At 38.1% G+C, this 17240-nt stretch carries 13 protein-coding genes; 11 read left to right on the top strand and 2 right to left on the bottom strand.

Annotation, left to right across the window (positions count from 1 at the left end):
- Positions 1-19: 19 nt before the first annotated feature.
- From BBI00_RS06705 to BBI00_RS06675, 7 genes are all read left to right on the top strand, one after another.
- Entirely contained in the window at positions 20-1198 is a 1179-nt protein-coding gene (locus BBI00_RS06705) for an acetyl-CoA C-acyltransferase (protein ID WP_065398036.1), read from the top strand.
- A gap of 106 nt (positions 1199-1304) precedes the next feature.
- Entirely contained in the window at positions 1305-2795 is a 1491-nt protein-coding gene (locus BBI00_RS06700) for an MFS transporter (RefSeq protein WP_065398035.1), read from the top strand.
- 181 nt (positions 2796-2976) lie between these two features.
- Positions 2977-5157, top strand: a complete 2181-nt coding sequence (locus BBI00_RS06695; protein WP_065398034.1) for a M12 family metallo-peptidase — start codon at positions 2977-2979, stop codon at positions 5155-5157.
- A 159-nt stretch (positions 5158-5316) separates the two neighbouring features.
- Entirely contained in the window at positions 5317-6243 is a 927-nt protein-coding gene (locus tag BBI00_RS06690; protein WP_065398033.1) for a mevalonate kinase family protein, read from the top strand.
- A gap of 10 nt (positions 6244-6253) precedes the next feature.
- Positions 6254-7183, top strand: a complete 930-nt coding sequence (locus BBI00_RS06685; protein ID WP_065398032.1) for a UbiA family prenyltransferase — start codon at positions 6254-6256, stop codon at positions 7181-7183.
- A 64-nt stretch (positions 7184-7247) separates the two neighbouring features.
- Positions 7248-8417 (top strand): proline dehydrogenase family protein, encoded by a 1170-nt coding sequence (locus BBI00_RS06680; protein ID WP_065398031.1) that lies wholly within the window; start codon positions 7248-7250, stop codon positions 8415-8417.
- A gap of 234 nt (positions 8418-8651) precedes the next feature.
- On the top strand, positions 8652-9674 hold the full coding sequence (locus tag BBI00_RS06675) for a T9SS type A sorting domain-containing protein (protein ID WP_065398030.1): 1023 nt from the start codon (positions 8652-8654) through the stop codon (positions 9672-9674).
- Positions 9675-9733: 59 nt separating this feature from the next.
- Here BBI00_RS06675 and BBI00_RS06670 read toward each other — a convergent pair whose 3' ends face one another.
- Entirely contained in the window at positions 9734-10270 is a 537-nt protein-coding gene (locus tag BBI00_RS06670; RefSeq protein ID WP_065398029.1) for a helix-turn-helix domain-containing protein, read from the bottom strand.
- 961 nt (positions 10271-11231) lie between these two features.
- Between BBI00_RS06670 and BBI00_RS06665 the strand changes: the two genes are divergently transcribed.
- Entirely contained in the window at positions 11232-12341 is a 1110-nt protein-coding gene (locus BBI00_RS06665) for a M14 family zinc carboxypeptidase (RefSeq protein WP_065398028.1), read from the top strand.
- A 245-nt stretch (positions 12342-12586) separates the two neighbouring features.
- Here BBI00_RS06665 and BBI00_RS06660 read toward each other — a convergent pair whose 3' ends face one another.
- Positions 12587-13087, bottom strand: a complete 501-nt coding sequence (locus tag BBI00_RS06660; RefSeq protein WP_065398027.1) for a DUF4920 domain-containing protein — start codon at positions 13085-13087, stop codon at positions 12587-12589.
- A gap of 141 nt (positions 13088-13228) precedes the next feature.
- Between BBI00_RS06660 and BBI00_RS06655 the strand changes: the two genes are divergently transcribed.
- From BBI00_RS06655 to BBI00_RS06645, 3 genes are all read left to right on the top strand, one after another.
- Positions 13229-14641: an APC family permease gene (locus tag BBI00_RS06655; RefSeq protein ID WP_065398026.1), complete on the top strand. Its 1413-nt coding sequence runs from the start codon at positions 13229-13231 to the stop codon at positions 14639-14641.
- Positions 14642-14809: 168 nt separating this feature from the next.
- Positions 14810-15250 (top strand): GPW/gp25 family protein, encoded by a 441-nt coding sequence (locus tag BBI00_RS06650; RefSeq protein ID WP_065398025.1) that lies wholly within the window; start codon positions 14810-14812, stop codon positions 15248-15250.
- 24 nt (positions 15251-15274) lie between these two features.
- Positions 15275-17158 (top strand): type VI secretion system baseplate subunit TssF, encoded by a 1884-nt coding sequence (locus BBI00_RS06645; RefSeq protein WP_065398024.1) that lies wholly within the window; start codon positions 15275-15277, stop codon positions 17156-17158.
- The last annotated feature ends 82 nt before the right edge of the window (positions 17159-17240 follow it).

Here is a 17240-nt window from a genome sequence, read left to right as displayed (position 1 = left end):
AAAAATAAAAATTATATACATGAAAGAAGTATTCATTGTTTCCGCAGTAAGAACCCCTATGGGAAGTTTTATGGGAAGTCTGTCAACAGTTCCGGCTACAAAATTGGGAGCTACTGCTGTAAAGGGAGCATTAGATAAAATCGGTTTAGATCCTGCGAATGTTCAGGAGATTTATATGGGTAATGTTTTACAGGCAGGAGAAGGGCAGGCGCCGGCTCGCCAGGTAGCTTTGGGAGCAGGTCTTTCAATCAATACCCCTTCTACTACGGTCAATAAAGTTTGTGCTTCAGGAATGAAGGCTGTAACGATGGCTGCTCAGGCAATCAAAGCCGGAGATGCAGAGGTAATTGTTGCAGGAGGTATGGAAAATATGTCTTTGGTACCCCACTATTACAACGCAAGAGTGGCTACAAAGCTAGGAGATATCAAAATGCAGGACGGAATGGTACTTGACGGTCTTACAGACGTATACAACAAAGTACACATGGGTGTTTGTGCAGAGAAATGTGCTGCTGACTATAATATTACAAGAGAAGACCAGGATAACTTCGCTGTAGAATCTTACAAAAGATCTGCAAAAGCATGGAGTGAAGGAAAATTCAATGAAGAAATTGTACCGGTTTCTATTCCTCAGAGAAAAGGGGAGCCTGTAATCTTTGCTGAAGATGAAGAGTACAAAGCAGTAAACTTCGACAGAATTTCAACCCTTCCTACCGTATTCAAAAAAGAAGAAGGAACAGTAACGGCTGCCAATGCATCTACTTTGAACGACGGAGCTTCTGCATTGATCCTTGTTTCCAAAGAAAAAATGGAGGAATTAGGTCTTAAGCCTTTGGCAAAAATCGTTTCTTATGCAGATGCAGCACAGGAGCCTGAAAACTTTACAACGGCACCGGCAAAGGCATTGCCAATTGCTCTTAAAAAAGCTGGTTTAGAACTGTCAGATATCGATTTCTTTGAATTCAACGAAGCGTTCTCGGTAGTAGGATTGGCCAACAATCAGATCTTGGGACTAGACGCTTCCAAAGTAAACGTAAACGGAGGAGCGGTAGCTTTAGGACACCCACTGGGAAGTTCAGGTTCAAGAATTATTGTTACCCTGATCAACGTATTGAAACAAAACAACGCAAAATATGGTGCTGCTGCGATCTGCAACGGTGGTGGAGGTGCCTCTGCGATTGTGATTGAAAATATCTAATATTCTGTTTCAGAATATATTGCCATTAAGGAATCGATAATTTTTTTAAAAACTTATCCATTTCTTAATGGTTTTTTTATTTTTGTGCTACTAATATATATTTGAAATGTCTGAAACTGAGAATCGACAGCCTAAAAACATAAAGAATAATCCGAAGATTATGAAAGCCTGGGCTGTATATGACTGGGCAAACTCCGTGTATTCCCTGGTCATTACCTCCACCATTTTCCCTATTTATTATTCCATTCTTACCACAGCGTATGAAAAGAAAGAATATGTAGCAGAAACCAAAACATGGATTGATGTTCCGGTAAGGCATATGATCAGAATTTTTGGGGAAGAATACCAGCCGGATGCCGTGTATGGATATTCACTGACGATATCATTCTTTATCGTAGTATTATTATCCCCGTTTTTATCTTCCCTGGCAGATACCATCGGAAACAAAAAATCATTCCTGCAGTTCTTCTGTTACCTGGGAGCTACATCCTGTATGGGATTGGCAATGTTTACAGGAATGCATAATGTATTTCTGGGGCTTCTCTTCAGTATTACAGCCAGTGTCGGGTTCTGGGGAAGTTTGGTGTTTTACAACTCATTCCTTCCGGATATTGCCACTCCGGACCGTCAGGATGCCCTTTCTGCGAGAGGATATGTCTACGGATATATCGGTTCTGTAGTATTGGTGGTCATCTGTTTAGTCCTGATCCAGGTTTTTGCCAAAGGAGCGGCACAGCAGCTTTTATTCACAAGAATCAGTTTCCTGTTAACAGGAGCTTGGTGGTTCGGATTCTCTCAATATACGTTTAAACACCTTCCTCAGTTTGGGGATGTGAAAGACAAACTTCCTAAAGATCTTGTACTTCTGAATTACAAGAATATCTTCAAAAAACATGAAGAGCAGGGAGGTTTCTTCGAAGTATTGAAAGACAATATGAGCTTCTATAAAGATATTGCAAAAGAAAGCTTCCATGAGCTGTTCAAAGTGGGAGGTGAGCTCTTTAAAGACAGAAATCTTAAATTTTTCCTGTCGAGTTTCTTTTTCTACAGTGTAGGGATGCAGACGATATTTCTGATGGCAACCCTGTTTGGCAAAAGTGAGATCAACCTTGCTCAGGATAAGCTGATCGGGACCCTTTTGGTGATCCAGATAGAAGCCATCATCGGAGCTGTTATTTTCTCCAGATTATCGAAAAGGATAGGAAACAGAAACGTGATCTCAATTGCCATTATACTATGGATTGTAGCCTGTGTATGGGCTTATTTCTTAAATAAAGAAAATCCGACCGTAGAATATCAGTTCTATGGGGTAGCTGCCGTTGTAGGTTTGGTAATGGGAGGCCTTCAGGCAATGTCGAGATCCACTTACTCAAAGCTGCTTCCGGAAAACTCTATGGAAAATACAACCTATTTCAGCTTCTATGATGTACTGGAAAAGATCGCCATCATTATCGGTACATTTATCTTTGCAACGCTGATTGAGCATTTCAATAATATGCGGATTGCAGCATTGTCAATGACAGTATTCTTCGGGGCGGGATTGATACTCATCAGATTCCTGAAAGTAAAAATGCGAAAAGACAGAGAAACTTTATAAAAATGAAAGACGTTATTTTTTAACGTCTTTTTTATTTTCTAAGAATTAAAATCAAATATTCAATAGGTTAGCTTTATCTGTTATAAGGCCTATGGTGGTTTTGGTTAAATAGTAGCTATTTTTCACTATGTTTTGATTTTTTTTGTTTATTTGTGAAAAATAAAACCTAATTATTAAGACTATGAAAAAAATTCTATTGCTTTGCTTTCTGCAATGCTGTATTCTCTGTTTTTCTCAAAAATTGAGACCGGTAGCTCAAAAAGTATCAGACTACCATGCCGGAAAAACTGAAATAAAAAAATATGATTTGTTTGAAGTCAGTCAGGCTCCTGATAAATTAGCAGAATACAGACGGGCTGCAACAGATATTACTGTTATTTCTCTTAAGTCTGCCGAACTGAAAAGACTGATCAGTGAAAAACCTGAATTTATTGAAATTTCATTTCCTTTTAACGGAAACCAGCAGATCACTGTTGAAATGTATAAGAATCAGATTTTCACCAGCAATTTCAAGGTAGTAACCAATAAAGGAAAAACAGTAAATTATACTCCGGGAGTGTATTATCAGGGAATTGTAAAAGGAAACAGCAGCTCTGTGGTGGCTTTCAGTTTCTTTGATAATGATGTGGCAGGAGTGGCTTCTACCCCAGAACTGGGAAATATCGTACTTGGAAAAGCCAAAAATGCTAATGACTTTGTAAGCTATTCAGATTCAAAGCTGACCGGAACAAACCCTTTTATCTGCGGCATTGATGAACTGAAAGAAAATCAGGGAGAGAAAATTTCCTATGATCCCGGATTAGCCCAGAAAAAGACTTTAACACAAAACTGTGTGAGAATTTATTATGAAATCTGCTATAAGCCCTATCAGAATAATGGTTCCAATACCACAACAGTTACAAACTGGATTACAGCGATTCACAATAACATCGCTACCCTTTATACGAACGACGACATAAGAACCGCTCTGAATGAAGTTTATATCTGGACCACAGCAGATCCTTATACCGGAAATCCGAGCAGTAATTTGGCCAAATTTTCAGCTAACAGACAGGTTTTTAACGGAGACCTTGCTCATTTGATCAATGCTCCGAGTACAACAAGCGTGGCCTACCTGAATTCACTGTGTAAAACGTATGCACACGCTTATTCTGGAATCAATCAGACATATAACAACGTACCGGTATATTCATGGACCATTCAGGCAATGACCCACGAAATGGGACATAGTTTGGGATCTCCGCATACTCATGCCTGTGCCTGGAACGGAAACAATACCCCGATTGACTGGTGTGGGCCCACAGCAATGCCATCGATCATAACAAACGAAGGATTGATCTGTACGAGCAATGTACTGCCGCCTTCAGGTACCATTATGAGCTACTGCCATCTGATGTCCGGGATCGGAATCAACTTCAGTAACGGTTTTGGAGACCAGCCTGCTGCCCTGATCAGAAATACAATTGATTCCAAGCCTTGTCTGGGAACGAATTGTACCACTTCCTGCGTACCTAGTATCTCTTCTGTTGCCGCTACTTCTACCACGCAGAATTCAGCCAGTATACTGATCACAGATGCTATATCTTCTTCATGGAAATATAAAGTGACCCAATTGGACGGAACAGCGGTGACCGCAGGAAATACAAACACTGCAAATTTCAATATTGCCAACCTTCAGCCGGGAACTTATTATAAAATAGAAGCGGTGGGGCCATGTGCCAACGAAACATATTATCAGAAATCGGGATTATTCCTGACAGATGCAGCCTGGTGCGAGGGAGTCCAGTTCCTTGATACAGGAGGTGCCAATGCAAACTACGGAAATAATCAGGAAATTGTAAAAACATTCTATCCGGCCTCCGGTTCATCCATGACCATGACGTTTACAGAATTCGGGACAGAGCAGGATTATGACTTTATGTATGTGTATAACGGACCTTCCACAGCTTCACCATTATTTCCCAATGGGAATAAATTGTCAGGAACTACAATCCCCGGGCCGTTTACCTCTACAGATCCTTCAGGGGCCATTACCGTAAAATTTGTGTCAGATCCGGAAGTAAATGGCATCGGGTGGAAAGCAGGTTTCTCCTGTGCTGTTTTAGGAGTTGAAGATGTAAATGTGAAAAATAATACAGTAGGTATCTATCCGAATCCTGCCGGAAATACACTCACTATTTCGTCAAAAGAAGCATTAAAGGCATACAGAATTTATGATGAATCGGGAAGAATGGTAATCTCAGACATCTCTTTAAAAGGAAATAAGCAGGAGATCAGTCTTTCAGCAATCCAGACCGGAAACTATGTAATAACGATTGAAACGGAGAAGCAGACCGTCAACAAGAAACTGATCAAACAGTAAATCCGAATAATAATGATTAAAAAGCCTGAAATTCTCAGGCTTTTTTGTTATTTTAGAGCAGTAATCAGTGCTGTAAAATAAAAAAGCTGATATTCGGCCTGAGTTTTGCTTATATTCAGCGGAATAATTTTTAACTTTGCAAAAAGATTTATTGTCAATATGACCAACCCTTTATTTTATGCAAAAATAATCCTGTTTGGAGAATATGGAATGATTGAAGATTCCCAGGGGCTTGTAGTACCTTACAGCTTCTATAAGGGAACTTTAAAATTTTCAGATCTGAGCTCTGAATTTGAGCTGAATTCCAACAGACATCTGCAGAAATATTCAGATTTTCTTATGACGCTTGATCTTTCCGACGATTTTAAACTGGATATTGAAAGCTTCAAAAATGATATTTCAAACGGACTTTTCTTTGATTCCAACATTCCCCAGGGATATGGAGTAGGAAGTTCCGGAGCTCTGGTAGCCGCTATTTTTGAAAAATATTCTATCAGCAAACTGAATCCTGAAAATATTTCAAAAGATAACCTTAAGAAATTAAAAGCTGTTTTCGGTGAAATGGAGAGTTATTTCCATGGTAAAAGTTCAGGGATGGATCCTTTGATCTGCTATATGAACCTCCCGATTCTTATCGAAAATAAAGAAAATTTAGACAGGGTTTCTATTCCTGACGGAGAAGAGGGAAAAGGAGCCATATTCCTGATCGATTCCGGAATTACCGGAGAAACGGGGCCTATGATCCAGATCTTCTTTGAAAAAATGAAGACCGAAGGTTTCCGCAAAACCCTTAAAGAAGAGTTTATTCGCTATAACAATGCATGTATTGATGCATTCCTTAAAAAAGATATGAATCCGTTTTTCAGAAACCTGAAAAAGCTTTCCCATTGGGCCTATGAACATTTCCGCCCTATGATTCCTGAAAGCATTTTCAAGATCTGGAAAAAAGGTCTTGATTCCAATGCATATTACCTGAAACTTTGCGGAAGCGGAGGGGGTGGATATATTCTGGGATTTACCAAAGACTACGAAAAAGCTGAAAAAATGCTTGACGGTTTCCAAAAAGAGGTGATTTACAGATTTTAAACAGATTGGAATGAATTCTGAAAAGGAAACTTTCCAATCTAAAAACTATATTTCAAAATCTCTATTTTACAGATTTTCACAATTCGTGGGCTTTCTGCTCGGAGCACGTTTTTTTGTAGCCGCTCTGTTGACATTTGCCCTGTACGTTTCCACATTTTTCCTTTTTAATCAGGATGAATCTTTCAGAAACTTTGTATTCGATTTCAAGGTTCACGGGATTATTTTCTGTACGGTTCTTACCATTCTGGCCGGTGGGATTATCAACCAGTTCTATGATCTGGAAAAAGACCATATCGTAAAACCTTTCCGGACAAGAGTTCAGAGCTTCATCAAGCAGAAATATTTTTTATACGCTTACCTGGGATTAAGTGCTATTTCTCTTGGGGTAGCATGGGCAATTTCCCATAATGTTTTTGTTTTTTTTGTAGTGTATCAGTTCTTTATGTGGTTTTACAGCCATAAGCTGAGCAGGATTCTGATTTTAAACAATCTTACCTTTGTAAGCCTTACCCTATATCCGTTCTTCGGAATGATGGTGTACTACGAGACCTTTTCCAAAAAAGTATTCCTGATGGCGGTTTTCCTTTTCCTGATCCTTTTATGCATCGATATCGTAAAAGATACCCTTACCAGAAGTGTTGACAAAGCATTCGGATATACTACCATTCCCAATTATTTTAAAAGCAGGAATACGAAAATCATTCTGATCTCTCTTTTGCTGGTTACCATGGCCGTTTCGATGAAAATCATTACCAAAACAGGAGTTTCCGGATTCATGGCCTATTACTTTGCAGGTGGGCTGTTTGTTATGATCCTTTGTATTTATCTTTTTCTGAATGCTTCCAGAAAGAGCAACTTCCTTACTCTGAATCTATTACGGTTCTGGGTTTTTGTAGGAATCATTGCAATGCTTTTAAACGGAATAGAGCATAAATTATAAAAAAAATTCTTTAAATAAACTGAGGTTATTATTACCTTTGCATAACTAAATTTAATAAATAGGAATGCCCATTTTTAATGATACCAAAGTTGCATTTGCAGACAAGTCTGATGCACAATTGAGAAAGGCTTACTGGATGTTTAAAATGATTGAACAGCCTGCTCTTACCAGCCTTGGAACCTCTGTTCTTAATTTCACTGTACACAACAATTTTCCGTTCGTTACAGGAATTGTGAAAAAAACTTTATTTGAGCAGTTCTGCGGTGGTGAAACCCGTGAAGAAAGTATGAAAGTCGTAAAACAGCTTTTCAAAAGAGGAGTTGGAAGTATTTTCGATTATTCCATTGAAGGGAAAGAAGATGAGGAAACATTTGATGCAGTATGTAAGGAGATCAAGGATATCGTGAGGTTCTCAGTAGGAAATCCGGCGATTCCTTTTATTGTATTTAAGCCTACCGCTTTCGGAAGAATAGATCTGTATGAAGCTGTTGGAAAAGGAGCAGAGCTTACGACAAGCCAGAAAGAAGAATGGGAAAGGGTAGTAAGAAGATTTGATGAGGTGTGCAGCCTTTGCCATGAAAATGATAAAAAAGTAATGGTAGATGCTGAAGAAACCTGGATGCAGGATGCGGCAGATCACCTTTGTGAAGAGATGATGGAGAAATACAACCAGCAGAAACCTATTGTTTGGAATACCATCCAGATGTACAGAACCAAAAGGCTGGAATATATGGAAGCCCATCTTCAGAGAGCAAGAGAAAAAAATTATTTCATCGGATATAAGATCGTTCGTGGTGCTTATATGGAGAAAGAAAGAGCCAGAGCAGCAGAAAAAGGATATGAAGATCCGATTCAGCCTACTAAAGAAGCATCTGACAGAAACTATAATGCTGGGATTGACTTTGTAATGAACCATCTGGATAAAGTATCTGCTTTCTTTGGAACTCATAATGAAATTTCTTCAGAGCTGATCATGGATAAAATGAAGGCCAAATCTCTGGAAAATGATAATCCGCACGTGTATTTCGGGCAGCTTTACGGGATGAGTGATAATATCACCTTCTATTTGTCAGATAAAGGCTATAATGTGGCTAAATATCTTCCATACGGACCTGTAAAGGATGTGGTGCCATATCTTACAAGAAGAGCCCAGGAAAATACCTCTGTAGCCGGACAGACCGGAAGAGAGCTTGGATTGATCAAGAAAGAACTGGAAAGAAGAAAAAAACAATAAATATTGTTATAAAAAATGATCAGACCCGCAGAATTTGCGGGTCTTTTTTGTTGGAGTTAATGGGATGAAATGTAATGTTTATTATGGGTGGAGCAATTTTTACTTTTTTAATCGATATTATCAATGATATGTTTAATTGCTAGTATTGTTAGTTATTTGATAAAATAAATTAATTTTTATTGTTAATTTGGTTTTAATTTTTTATATTTGATTAAACAATAAAAAACTAAAGACATGAAAAAAACTTTACTTCTCGCTGCCTGTATGGCAGCTAATTTCTTCCTCTCACAAACCTACATGAATGGAGGTTTAAGTACAGGAGCTACTTCTAAAAGCGGTGCAGCTGCACCTGCCGGCTACACCTGGTCTGAATTACAGAATAACACTGGAAATACTACGGAAACAAACACAAGCTTAGGATTGGGAGGAACCTTTATTTCAACTGCATCCAGCCTTTTCCTTGCTGATGATTTTACAATCCCGGCAGGTAGTAACTGGCAGATCACTTCGATTGATTTTTTTGCGTATCAGACAGGTTATACAGGAACCACGGCACCATTTAATACGGCAAGGGTAAATATATACAGTTCAGACCCGTCTGTGGCTGGCGCGGTAAGCGTTTTTGGTGATGATACCACCAACCGGTTCAGCGCAGGGGCGGATGGAGGTATGTACAGAATTGGAAACTCCAGTGTTCCTACTCCGGTTACCAGCCCTCTCACCAACAGGAAAGTATGGAAAATAACGGCTAATACACCTGTTACATTAGGTCCGGGAACATATTGGGTGAAATATCAGCTTCAAAATGTAGTGCAGGCAAGCGGAGGATTTTTTCCTCCTGTCACAATTGCTGATACACGTGGATTATCTTCTTTTAATGCGAAACAGTTTAATGCAGTAGCAGGAACATGGATTTCCATTATAGATGACGGACTGCCTGCTACGGCCCCGGATTATCCATTAGATATGCCCTTTGTGATTACTTATACTTCAGTTTCTTTAGGAACAAAAGAAACTATGCAGTATGACAACAGAGTACAGGTATATCCGAATCCGGTAAAAGATCATTTTAAGATCAATAATCCTGAGAGAATGAAAATAAGTAATGTAGATATTATAGATGTTTCCGGTAAAGTGATCAGAACGATGCAAGGTTCGCAAGAATACAGTGTATCAGATTTACCAACGGGAAATTATATGCTCAAGATATATAATGATGGCGGACCGGCCAAAGTTACAAAATTAATAAAGCAATAGCTTTAGTTTTCTTCTTCAAATATTTTTTAGCCTGACCAAATCTTCTCTGGTCAGGTTTTTTATGGTTCAAAACTTTCGAATTTTCCGTTTTCATAGAACAGAACGATACGCTTTATCTTACCGGATTGATTTCCAAGTGCTTGCATAAGTATATTTTCATGAGCATCTGCTAATCGCTGAGAATCGGATATTTGCTCCGGAGCTTTACCCTGGGACGGTATAAACGATTCTCCGGAACCTGTCTGAGGGACTTCAATCTCTGTTTCATCAGCTCCGAATTCCTGGTCCTCATTGATCATCGTAAACAGATCTGGCAGAGGAGTAGGCTGGGTCTTTTCTTCTTCTGCTGATTTCCCCGGCATTTCAGTTTCCGGTAATTCCTGTTTCAGCATTTCCCCTTCGCCGGTAACCAGCCAGTCCCAAAGAAGCTCAGGGAAACGGGATTTTATTTTTATGATAAATTCCAGAGAAGGCTTATTTCTTCCCGAAGTAATATGCGAAATGGAAGAACGCTGCACATCTATTTCATCCGCAAATTCTGAAGGCGTAAGATTGGAATACTCTATAACTTTTGAAATTCTTTCGTTTAAACTCATCAAAATAAGTTTTTAATTACGTTACAAATGTAAAACAATAAATTTACAAATGCAAAATACAAATGTAAATAAATGAAATATAATTGTGTATACAAATGTAAAGTCATATTAAAACATTATAAAACAGAATTTTACAGATAAATTACAAATGTTTCATATTGTTCAATTGAATAAACAACAGATTCTTCCCTTAAATTTCCAGGATAATACTCAGGGATTATTTCTTATTAAATTTTGATGATCAATGTAGAATATGACTCTTAAAGGGCCATATTTTCATGGTAAACCTTCTTTTTCTGCAGTTTACATTGGTAATTTTCATAAAGCATTCAAAAAAGAAAATAAAAAGGGCAAATATTTTATAAAATACTTGTATAAAAGCTATTATAGTGGTTTATAAAGTTAAATTACAGATGTAAATCATACGTTTTAAGGCGCTTTATAAACCATTTTGTACATGATCTGATTTAATTTGATGTAAGCTAACCTTTACACTTTAAAGAATGATTATTAAACTTGTTTTAAAGCCAAATTTAGCAAGTTTCAGTGATTTACATTTGTTTAAAATCATAAATAACCAAAGTTTTCCTCATTCCATATGTTTAATAAAATAATGCCTAAATGTCCTGAATTACGCATTTTAATACTTCAAGTAATCTTATAAATATGATTGAATTAAATTTCGTAATTTATTGATTACAAATTATATAGATATTGTAAATTAAATTATTCGCAATTCACAATTTTATCCACAGACATTTTGGCAAACTGTAGTGTTTAACAATGTTACACTTGTTAATTGCTGTTTTTATTTTTAAAATCAAGTATTTAACTTATGTAAACGAATAAAATTTTGTTGTAAATTCTAAAATTTGCCCGTTTTTCACACTGTTTACATATGTTAATTTCGTTTTTCTGCCTTAAAATGGTTACATTTGATTCCTGTAAATTATTTCTACCAATGAACTTTGAACAGATCTATTCTCCAAACCCTGATTTCTCAAATCGTTATATTTCCCCTGAAAAATTATTTTCTTATCTACAGGCCAATCTCAGCGATTATATTCAGGAGATCGGAACTTCCTATTTAAACAAACCGATTTATCAGTTAAGTATCGGAACCGGAAATATCAATGTGCTGGCATGGTCACAAATGCACGGAAATGAATCCAATGCCACCCACGCCATGCTTGATCTTTTGACAAGTCTTGATAAAGCTCCTGAAATGAAAGAAGATTTGTTCAGTAAAATAAAACTGGACTTTATCTTTATGCTGAATCCGGACGGGTCTGAAAGATGGACAAGGCTCAATGCAGCAGATATTGACCTGAACAGAGATTTTCATAATGAGGCGAGTAAGGAAATTAAATATCTTAAAAAAGCAGCTTCCTCAAAGAAATATGATTATGCGTTAAATCTTCATGAGCAGAGAACCATTTTTACAACAGACGGCGTTCACCCGGCCACCCTTTCCTTTCTGGCGCCTTCCGAAAATGTAGAACGTACCGTTACTGAAAACCGTAAAAAGTGTATGGCAGTGATCGGAAGCGTTTACCATCACCTTAAAGAAATGATCCCTGATCAGATCGGAAGATATTCTGATGAATTTTATCCCACTTCTACCGGAGACAACTTCATCAAAGCCGGTATGCCTACTATCTTATTTGAAGGCGGACATTTTGTGGATGACTATACCCGAAAAGGAACCAGAAAATATTATACGATTGCCCTTTATTATGCACTGAAAGCAATCAGCGAACTGAATTCCGATAGTACAGGATGGGAAACTTACCTTGAAATTCCGGAAAACAAAGAAACGCATTATGATATTGTTTACAGAAATGTAAGACTCAACACAGAGCATGAGTGTATTTTAGATATTGCCGTTCAGTACAGGGAAATGAAAGAAGAAGGTAAGGACGAGATTTCCTTTATTCCTTTTGTAATGGAAGCCGGAGATGTAAGAAGAAAAAAAGGCTGGCTGGAGATAGACTGTACCGGAAAGAAATTTATCTCTGCTACCAGATATCCGAAACTGGATGCTGTAGCAGATTTTAAAATAGAAGACTAAATAGTATCGGCAATCCAAAGGATTGCCGATACATTTTTTATCAGAGATTGCTCTTCAATATATTGTTGTTGAGATATCATTCAATAGGAGCGGACTTCAGTCCTCCATCATAATTATACAATACCAAGCCAGGTTTTAGCCCCTAAAACCTAAAAAACAAAACTCCGGAAAAATCCAGAGTTTCTATTATTTTTTGTCATTCCATAGGAACTTCAATAATGGTAAAGTAGGAATTTGAGAATCTTTTAATTCACCACTTTAATTCCGTTCGCTACAAACCTGATCTCTTCCTTGGGCTGCGTGATGGCATCAATCTCAGACTGAGGCTTTTTAGCATCTTCCGCATAATGTTTCTGCTCATTGACAGAAATAACTTTTCTTTCCGCATTGCCTTCCAGTACAACATTCTTACCTTTTAAAGCTGTAGGTACAAAAAAAGCATAGTCTTTCATTTTTACAAAAAACTTAGAGTTGTCTTCGGTCTGAATGGTAAGCCAGCATCCTTTTTTATCACAGACATCTGTTACTTTTCCTTTAACCGCAATATTTTCAACTTTTTTGTTATCTTTTTTAAGCTGCCTGTTCAGTTTATCTACCGTGATGGCTTTAGATTCAACGGATGATGAGACTTCACCTCCATAAGTATCACCCAGTGCAGCATTTCCGGGTGGCGGACCACTTTGCTGTGCAAATGCTAGACTTGAAGCAGTAACAGCTGCGGCGAATAATATTGTTTTAAATTTCATTGTTAATATTTTTCCAAAAATACTAATTAATCCTGAATCATAACAGAATAAGAGATGACAAAAATCAAGTGATTGTGCAAAATTTTAATAAAATTCAAAATCAAAGCCAGATTTGTTTATATTTGAACCCTATACTTGACTATGCAGAAAAAACTGAAACTATGGGATGCCATCATGCTCGTGATGGGATCTATGATCGGAAGCGGGATCTTTATTGTAAGTGCTGATATGATGCGGAATCTGGGATCCGGATTCTGGTTAATTGTAGTTTGGATCATCACGGGGATCATGACTGTAGCTGCAGCAATCAGTTATGGTGAGCTTTCCGCACTGTTTCCGAAAGCCGGAGGTCAATATACTTATCTGAAGGAAATTTTCGGTAAGAAGATGGGCTTTCTTTATGGATGGGGACTGTTTACGGTGATACAGACCGGAACAATTGCGGCAGTAGCAATGGCTTTTGGTAAATTTACAGCCTATCTGATACCTTCTCTCAATGATGCGGCACCTATTTTTCAAAGCGGGGAATTTAAGATCACCTGGATTCAGGTGCTGGCAATAGCAGTTATTCTTTTGCTTACCTATATCAATACAAGGGGAGTTCAAAGTGGAAAAATTCTTCAGAACATATTTACAGGATCTAAGATCATAGCATTATTGGGACTGATTGCATTAGGTTTTATATTGGTTGATTTCTCTCATCTGTCTGAAAATTTCAGCTTGGGAACAGATTCCTTTAATAACCTTAAGAAAGATCTGAGTGGTAATTTCCTTAAAGAAGGCTGGGAGCCGATTGGAGGAATGACTTTGTTGGGAGGAATTGCTGCTGCGATGGTGGGCTCGGTTTTCAGTTCGGTAGCATGGGAGAGTGTAACGTTCGTTTCAGGAGAAATAGATAATCCGAAACGGAATGTAGTAAAATCTATGATTTACGGTACGTCTGCCGTAATGCTTCTTTATATTGCGGTCAATTTTGTCTATCTGAATGCACTGGACAGAGACGGAATTGCATTTGCCACCAATGACAGGGTTGCTGTAGCGGCTTCACAGAATATTTTCGGAAGCGCAGGTACCATTATTATCGCATTACTGGTAATGGTCTCTACATTCGGATGTGATAACGGACTGATTTTAGCCGGAGCGAGAGTTTTTCAGACCATGGCCAAAGACGGAATGTTCTTTACATCTGCCATAAAAAATAATAAGAATGAGGTTCCGGAAAATGCTTTGTGGATGCAGGGGGTATGGGCTTCAGTATTATGCCTGAGCGGTCAGTACGGCAACCTGCTGGATATGATTTCTTTTGTCATCGTATTATTTTATATGATAACGGTTTTTGGAGTTATTTACCTGAGAATTAAACAGCCGGCACTGGAAAGACCTTATAAAACATGGCTTTATCCGGTGACACCCATTATTTATCTGCTGATCGGAACATGTTTCTGTATCCTGCTTTTAATTTATAAGCAGCAATATACATGGCCGGGCTTTGTAATGGTGCTCCTGGGACTTCCGGTATATTATTTTATCAACCGGAAAAAGGCAGACCGCTAAACCTGCCGGAAAAATTTAAGAGATATAATAGTTCAGGGCTTTCAATTCAGTTGGAGGCCCTGAATTTTGAATAATATTTTAATATAAATATGGCAATTATTTAGTGAAAATGTGTATTTTGGTATTTCGTTTTTAACGACAGACCATGAAGTAAAAAATTAAGAAGTTATGGATACACCAAATTACAGAATGCCTTTCGTTCCGTCTACTTTAATGACCGAAGGCGGAAGTATCGATACCTGCGATATGGGGGAAAGTATTGCTCACAATATCATGCTGCTGATCACCACTAAAAAAGGAGAGAACAGGTATGACGAAAACTATGGAAACGACGTCTGGAACCTGGAATTTGATAATGGAGTGACCAGTGCCATCTGGGAAAGCGTTTTTATCAAAAGTCTCAAAAGACAGATCCAGGAGTATGAACCCCGCATTGTACAGCCGCAGATTGATGCTCATATCCAATTTGTAGAGCACAGCTACGATACCAAAGAACACACAGAAATCAAAAAGAAAGTAAGAATTGCCATCAATGCCAAGATGGAGGAAACAGGAGAACGTTTCAGCTTTTCAACAGAGCTGTTCCTGAGTCCGATGTCTATTGATTAATATTTTTAACAGCGAAAAAAAATTATGAATTTAGATCAGAATATTTATTCCAAAGAATCTGTAAAAGCAAGAATGCTTCAGAATGCAACTAAAGTATGGGGACTGAAAAGCCCACAATCTTTAGATCCTTTTGTAAAGCTATTGATTGACGCATTCAGTACAGAAGTTTTCAAAGCGAATAATGAGATACAGACGGTGAATGCCCGCATTCTGGAAAAACTGGCGAAACTGCTTACACCGTCTATTTATACCCATCCTATCCCGGCTCATGCTGTTGCTTTTACACAGCCTTATGAGTCTTCAGAAGTTTTATTGGAGCATACGGAGTTTTTTTTCCGTAAGCAGATGACCTCTACCGTAAAGTCAGAGTCAGACAAACAGCTTAATATTCCTTTTACCCCGGTAGGGAATGTGAGAATCAATAAAGCCCATACCTCCATCATGTTTGTAGGAAATACCTGTTACAGCATTGATGACAGGTTCAACAAAATTCCTATTGCAAGATTTCCGGGAAGGCCGGAAGATTACAGAAAGATTACCATAGGAGTGGACGTGAGCAAATATGTAAGTGAAAACTTTCCTAAGTACATGAGCGTATTCTGCTCGAACCCGGCTTTCGAACATCTTGACTTTGTTTATAAACTACTGCCTTATATTACTGTTTCCAGCAACGGAAATCCTTTGTTTGTAAGAGAAGGCCTGAGTTATCTTACGGAAAATCATACGGATGGCTATGAGCAGATGTTCAAAGAACAGTCGATCAGAAATAAAGTGATTGAAGATATTAAAAGTATCTACCGTCATAAATTTATTGAAATCACAGGCCTGTCTCAGAGCTTGTTCTCAGAACCCGGTCAGCTTCCGCAAAACCTTGAATTTCTGGCAGGAAAAGAAGAAATCCGTAAGTATATAGAAAACAAAAGGTATTTATGGCTCACTTTCGAATTTCCGCCACAGTTTTCCGCGGAGATTCTCGATAATTTCTCGTTTGTACTGAATGCATTCCCTATTTATAACCGGGGATGGAAGAAAACGGAATACAGCCTTGATATTATGGGAAATAATATTCCTTTGGTAACAGATGAGGGCGAGCATTTCCTTTATGTAGATGAGGTTCAGGATGGTGATGGAAGAAAGTACAAAGAAATTCCTTTCACTCCCGCAGACGATCTGAAAAAAGGACTATATACCGTAAGAAAAGGAGGAATGGAGCGTTTCACCAACAGAAATGCAGTAGATATGATTGCAAATGTTCTGGAGCTTACAAGAGATGAGATTGCAGCATTTTCCCTTCTCAACAGGGATAATGTAAAAGGTGTTCTCAGTGAAATGTCTGATAAGATGAAATCTATGGTGCAGAAAGTAAACAATGCCAAAAGAAATATCAGACAGGAACTTAATTATGTTATCATGGAACCTGTGGAGAAAACAGACCATACCTATGCCGCTTTCTGGGTTACCCACTGTACGCTGGCCAATCATATGCGTCCCGGTACAGAACTTTCAAACCAGCTGAAATCACAGACGGTTGTACTGCTTACTGAAACATTGGGCGGTTCAGAAGAGCAGAAAGGTACAGACAGTATTCAGGCTTATAAATACGCCCTTACGACCAGAGATAAAATTATTTCCCTTGAAGACGTCAAAAACTATTGCAGAATGGTGCTGAAAGATGAATTGAGAGAGGTAAGGGTAAGAAGAGGAACCATGATTAGCAATAAACCTAAAGAAGGTTTCGTGAGAACCGTAGAGGTAGAAATTGTTCCGCAAAACTATTCTTTTTATGGAAGGGCCTATTGGGAAAATATGGCCAATATTCTCAGAAACCAGATCATTGCAAAAGCAATAGACGGAATTGAATATCTTGTGAAAATAACCAATGAAGATATTGAGTTCCAGGATATGTAAAACTCCTTTGAAACTGATCATTCGTTACAATATAAATGCCGTATTTTCTGCGGCATTTTTAATTATCATAACCTGAAAAACA

It is taken from the genome of Chryseobacterium arthrosphaerae (genome assembly GCF_001684965.1).
In the GTDB taxonomy this organism is placed as follows: Bacteria; Bacteroidota; Bacteroidia; order Flavobacteriales; family Weeksellaceae; genus Chryseobacterium; species Chryseobacterium arthrosphaerae.
Note: the sequence above shows the minus strand (reverse complement) of the source record. Positions and strands in the feature narration are given on the sequence as shown.

Bases quoted from the DNA above. Each gene is read 5' to 3' on its own strand.
- BBI00_RS06685 (WP_065398032.1), top strand. From the start codon at position 6,254: ATGAATTCTGAAAAGGAAACTTTCCAATCTAAAAACTATATTTCAAAA.
- BBI00_RS06675 (WP_065398030.1), top strand. From the start codon at position 8,652: ATGAAAAAAACTTTACTTCTCGCTGCCTGTATGGCAGCTAATTTCTTC.
- BBI00_RS06645 (WP_065398024.1), top strand. From the start codon at position 15,275: ATGAATTTAGATCAGAATATTTATTCCAAAGAATCTGTAAAAGCAAGA.
- BBI00_RS06660 (WP_065398027.1), bottom strand. From the start codon at position 13,087: ATGAAATTTAAAACAATATTATTCGCCGCAGCTGTTACTGCTTCAAGT.
- BBI00_RS06670 (WP_065398029.1), bottom strand. From the start codon at position 10,270: ATGAGTTTAAACGAAAGAATTTCAAAAGTTATAGAGTATTCCAATCTT.
- BBI00_RS06700 (WP_065398035.1), top strand. From the start codon at position 1,305: ATGTCTGAAACTGAGAATCGACAGCCTAAAAACATAAAGAATAATCCG.
- BBI00_RS06695 (WP_065398034.1), top strand. From the start codon at position 2,977: ATGAAAAAAATTCTATTGCTTTGCTTTCTGCAATGCTGTATTCTCTGT.
- BBI00_RS06650 (WP_065398025.1), top strand. From the start codon at position 14,810: ATGGATACACCAAATTACAGAATGCCTTTCGTTCCGTCTACTTTAATG.
- BBI00_RS06680 (WP_065398031.1), top strand. From the start codon at position 7,248: ATGCCCATTTTTAATGATACCAAAGTTGCATTTGCAGACAAGTCTGAT.
- BBI00_RS06705 (WP_065398036.1), top strand. From the start codon at position 20: ATGAAAGAAGTATTCATTGTTTCCGCAGTAAGAACCCCTATGGGAAGT.
- BBI00_RS06690 (WP_065398033.1), top strand. From the start codon at position 5,317: ATGACCAACCCTTTATTTTATGCAAAAATAATCCTGTTTGGAGAATAT.
- BBI00_RS06655 (WP_065398026.1), top strand. From the start codon at position 13,229: ATGCAGAAAAAACTGAAACTATGGGATGCCATCATGCTCGTGATGGGA.
- BBI00_RS06665 (WP_065398028.1), top strand. From the start codon at position 11,232: ATGAACTTTGAACAGATCTATTCTCCAAACCCTGATTTCTCAAATCGT.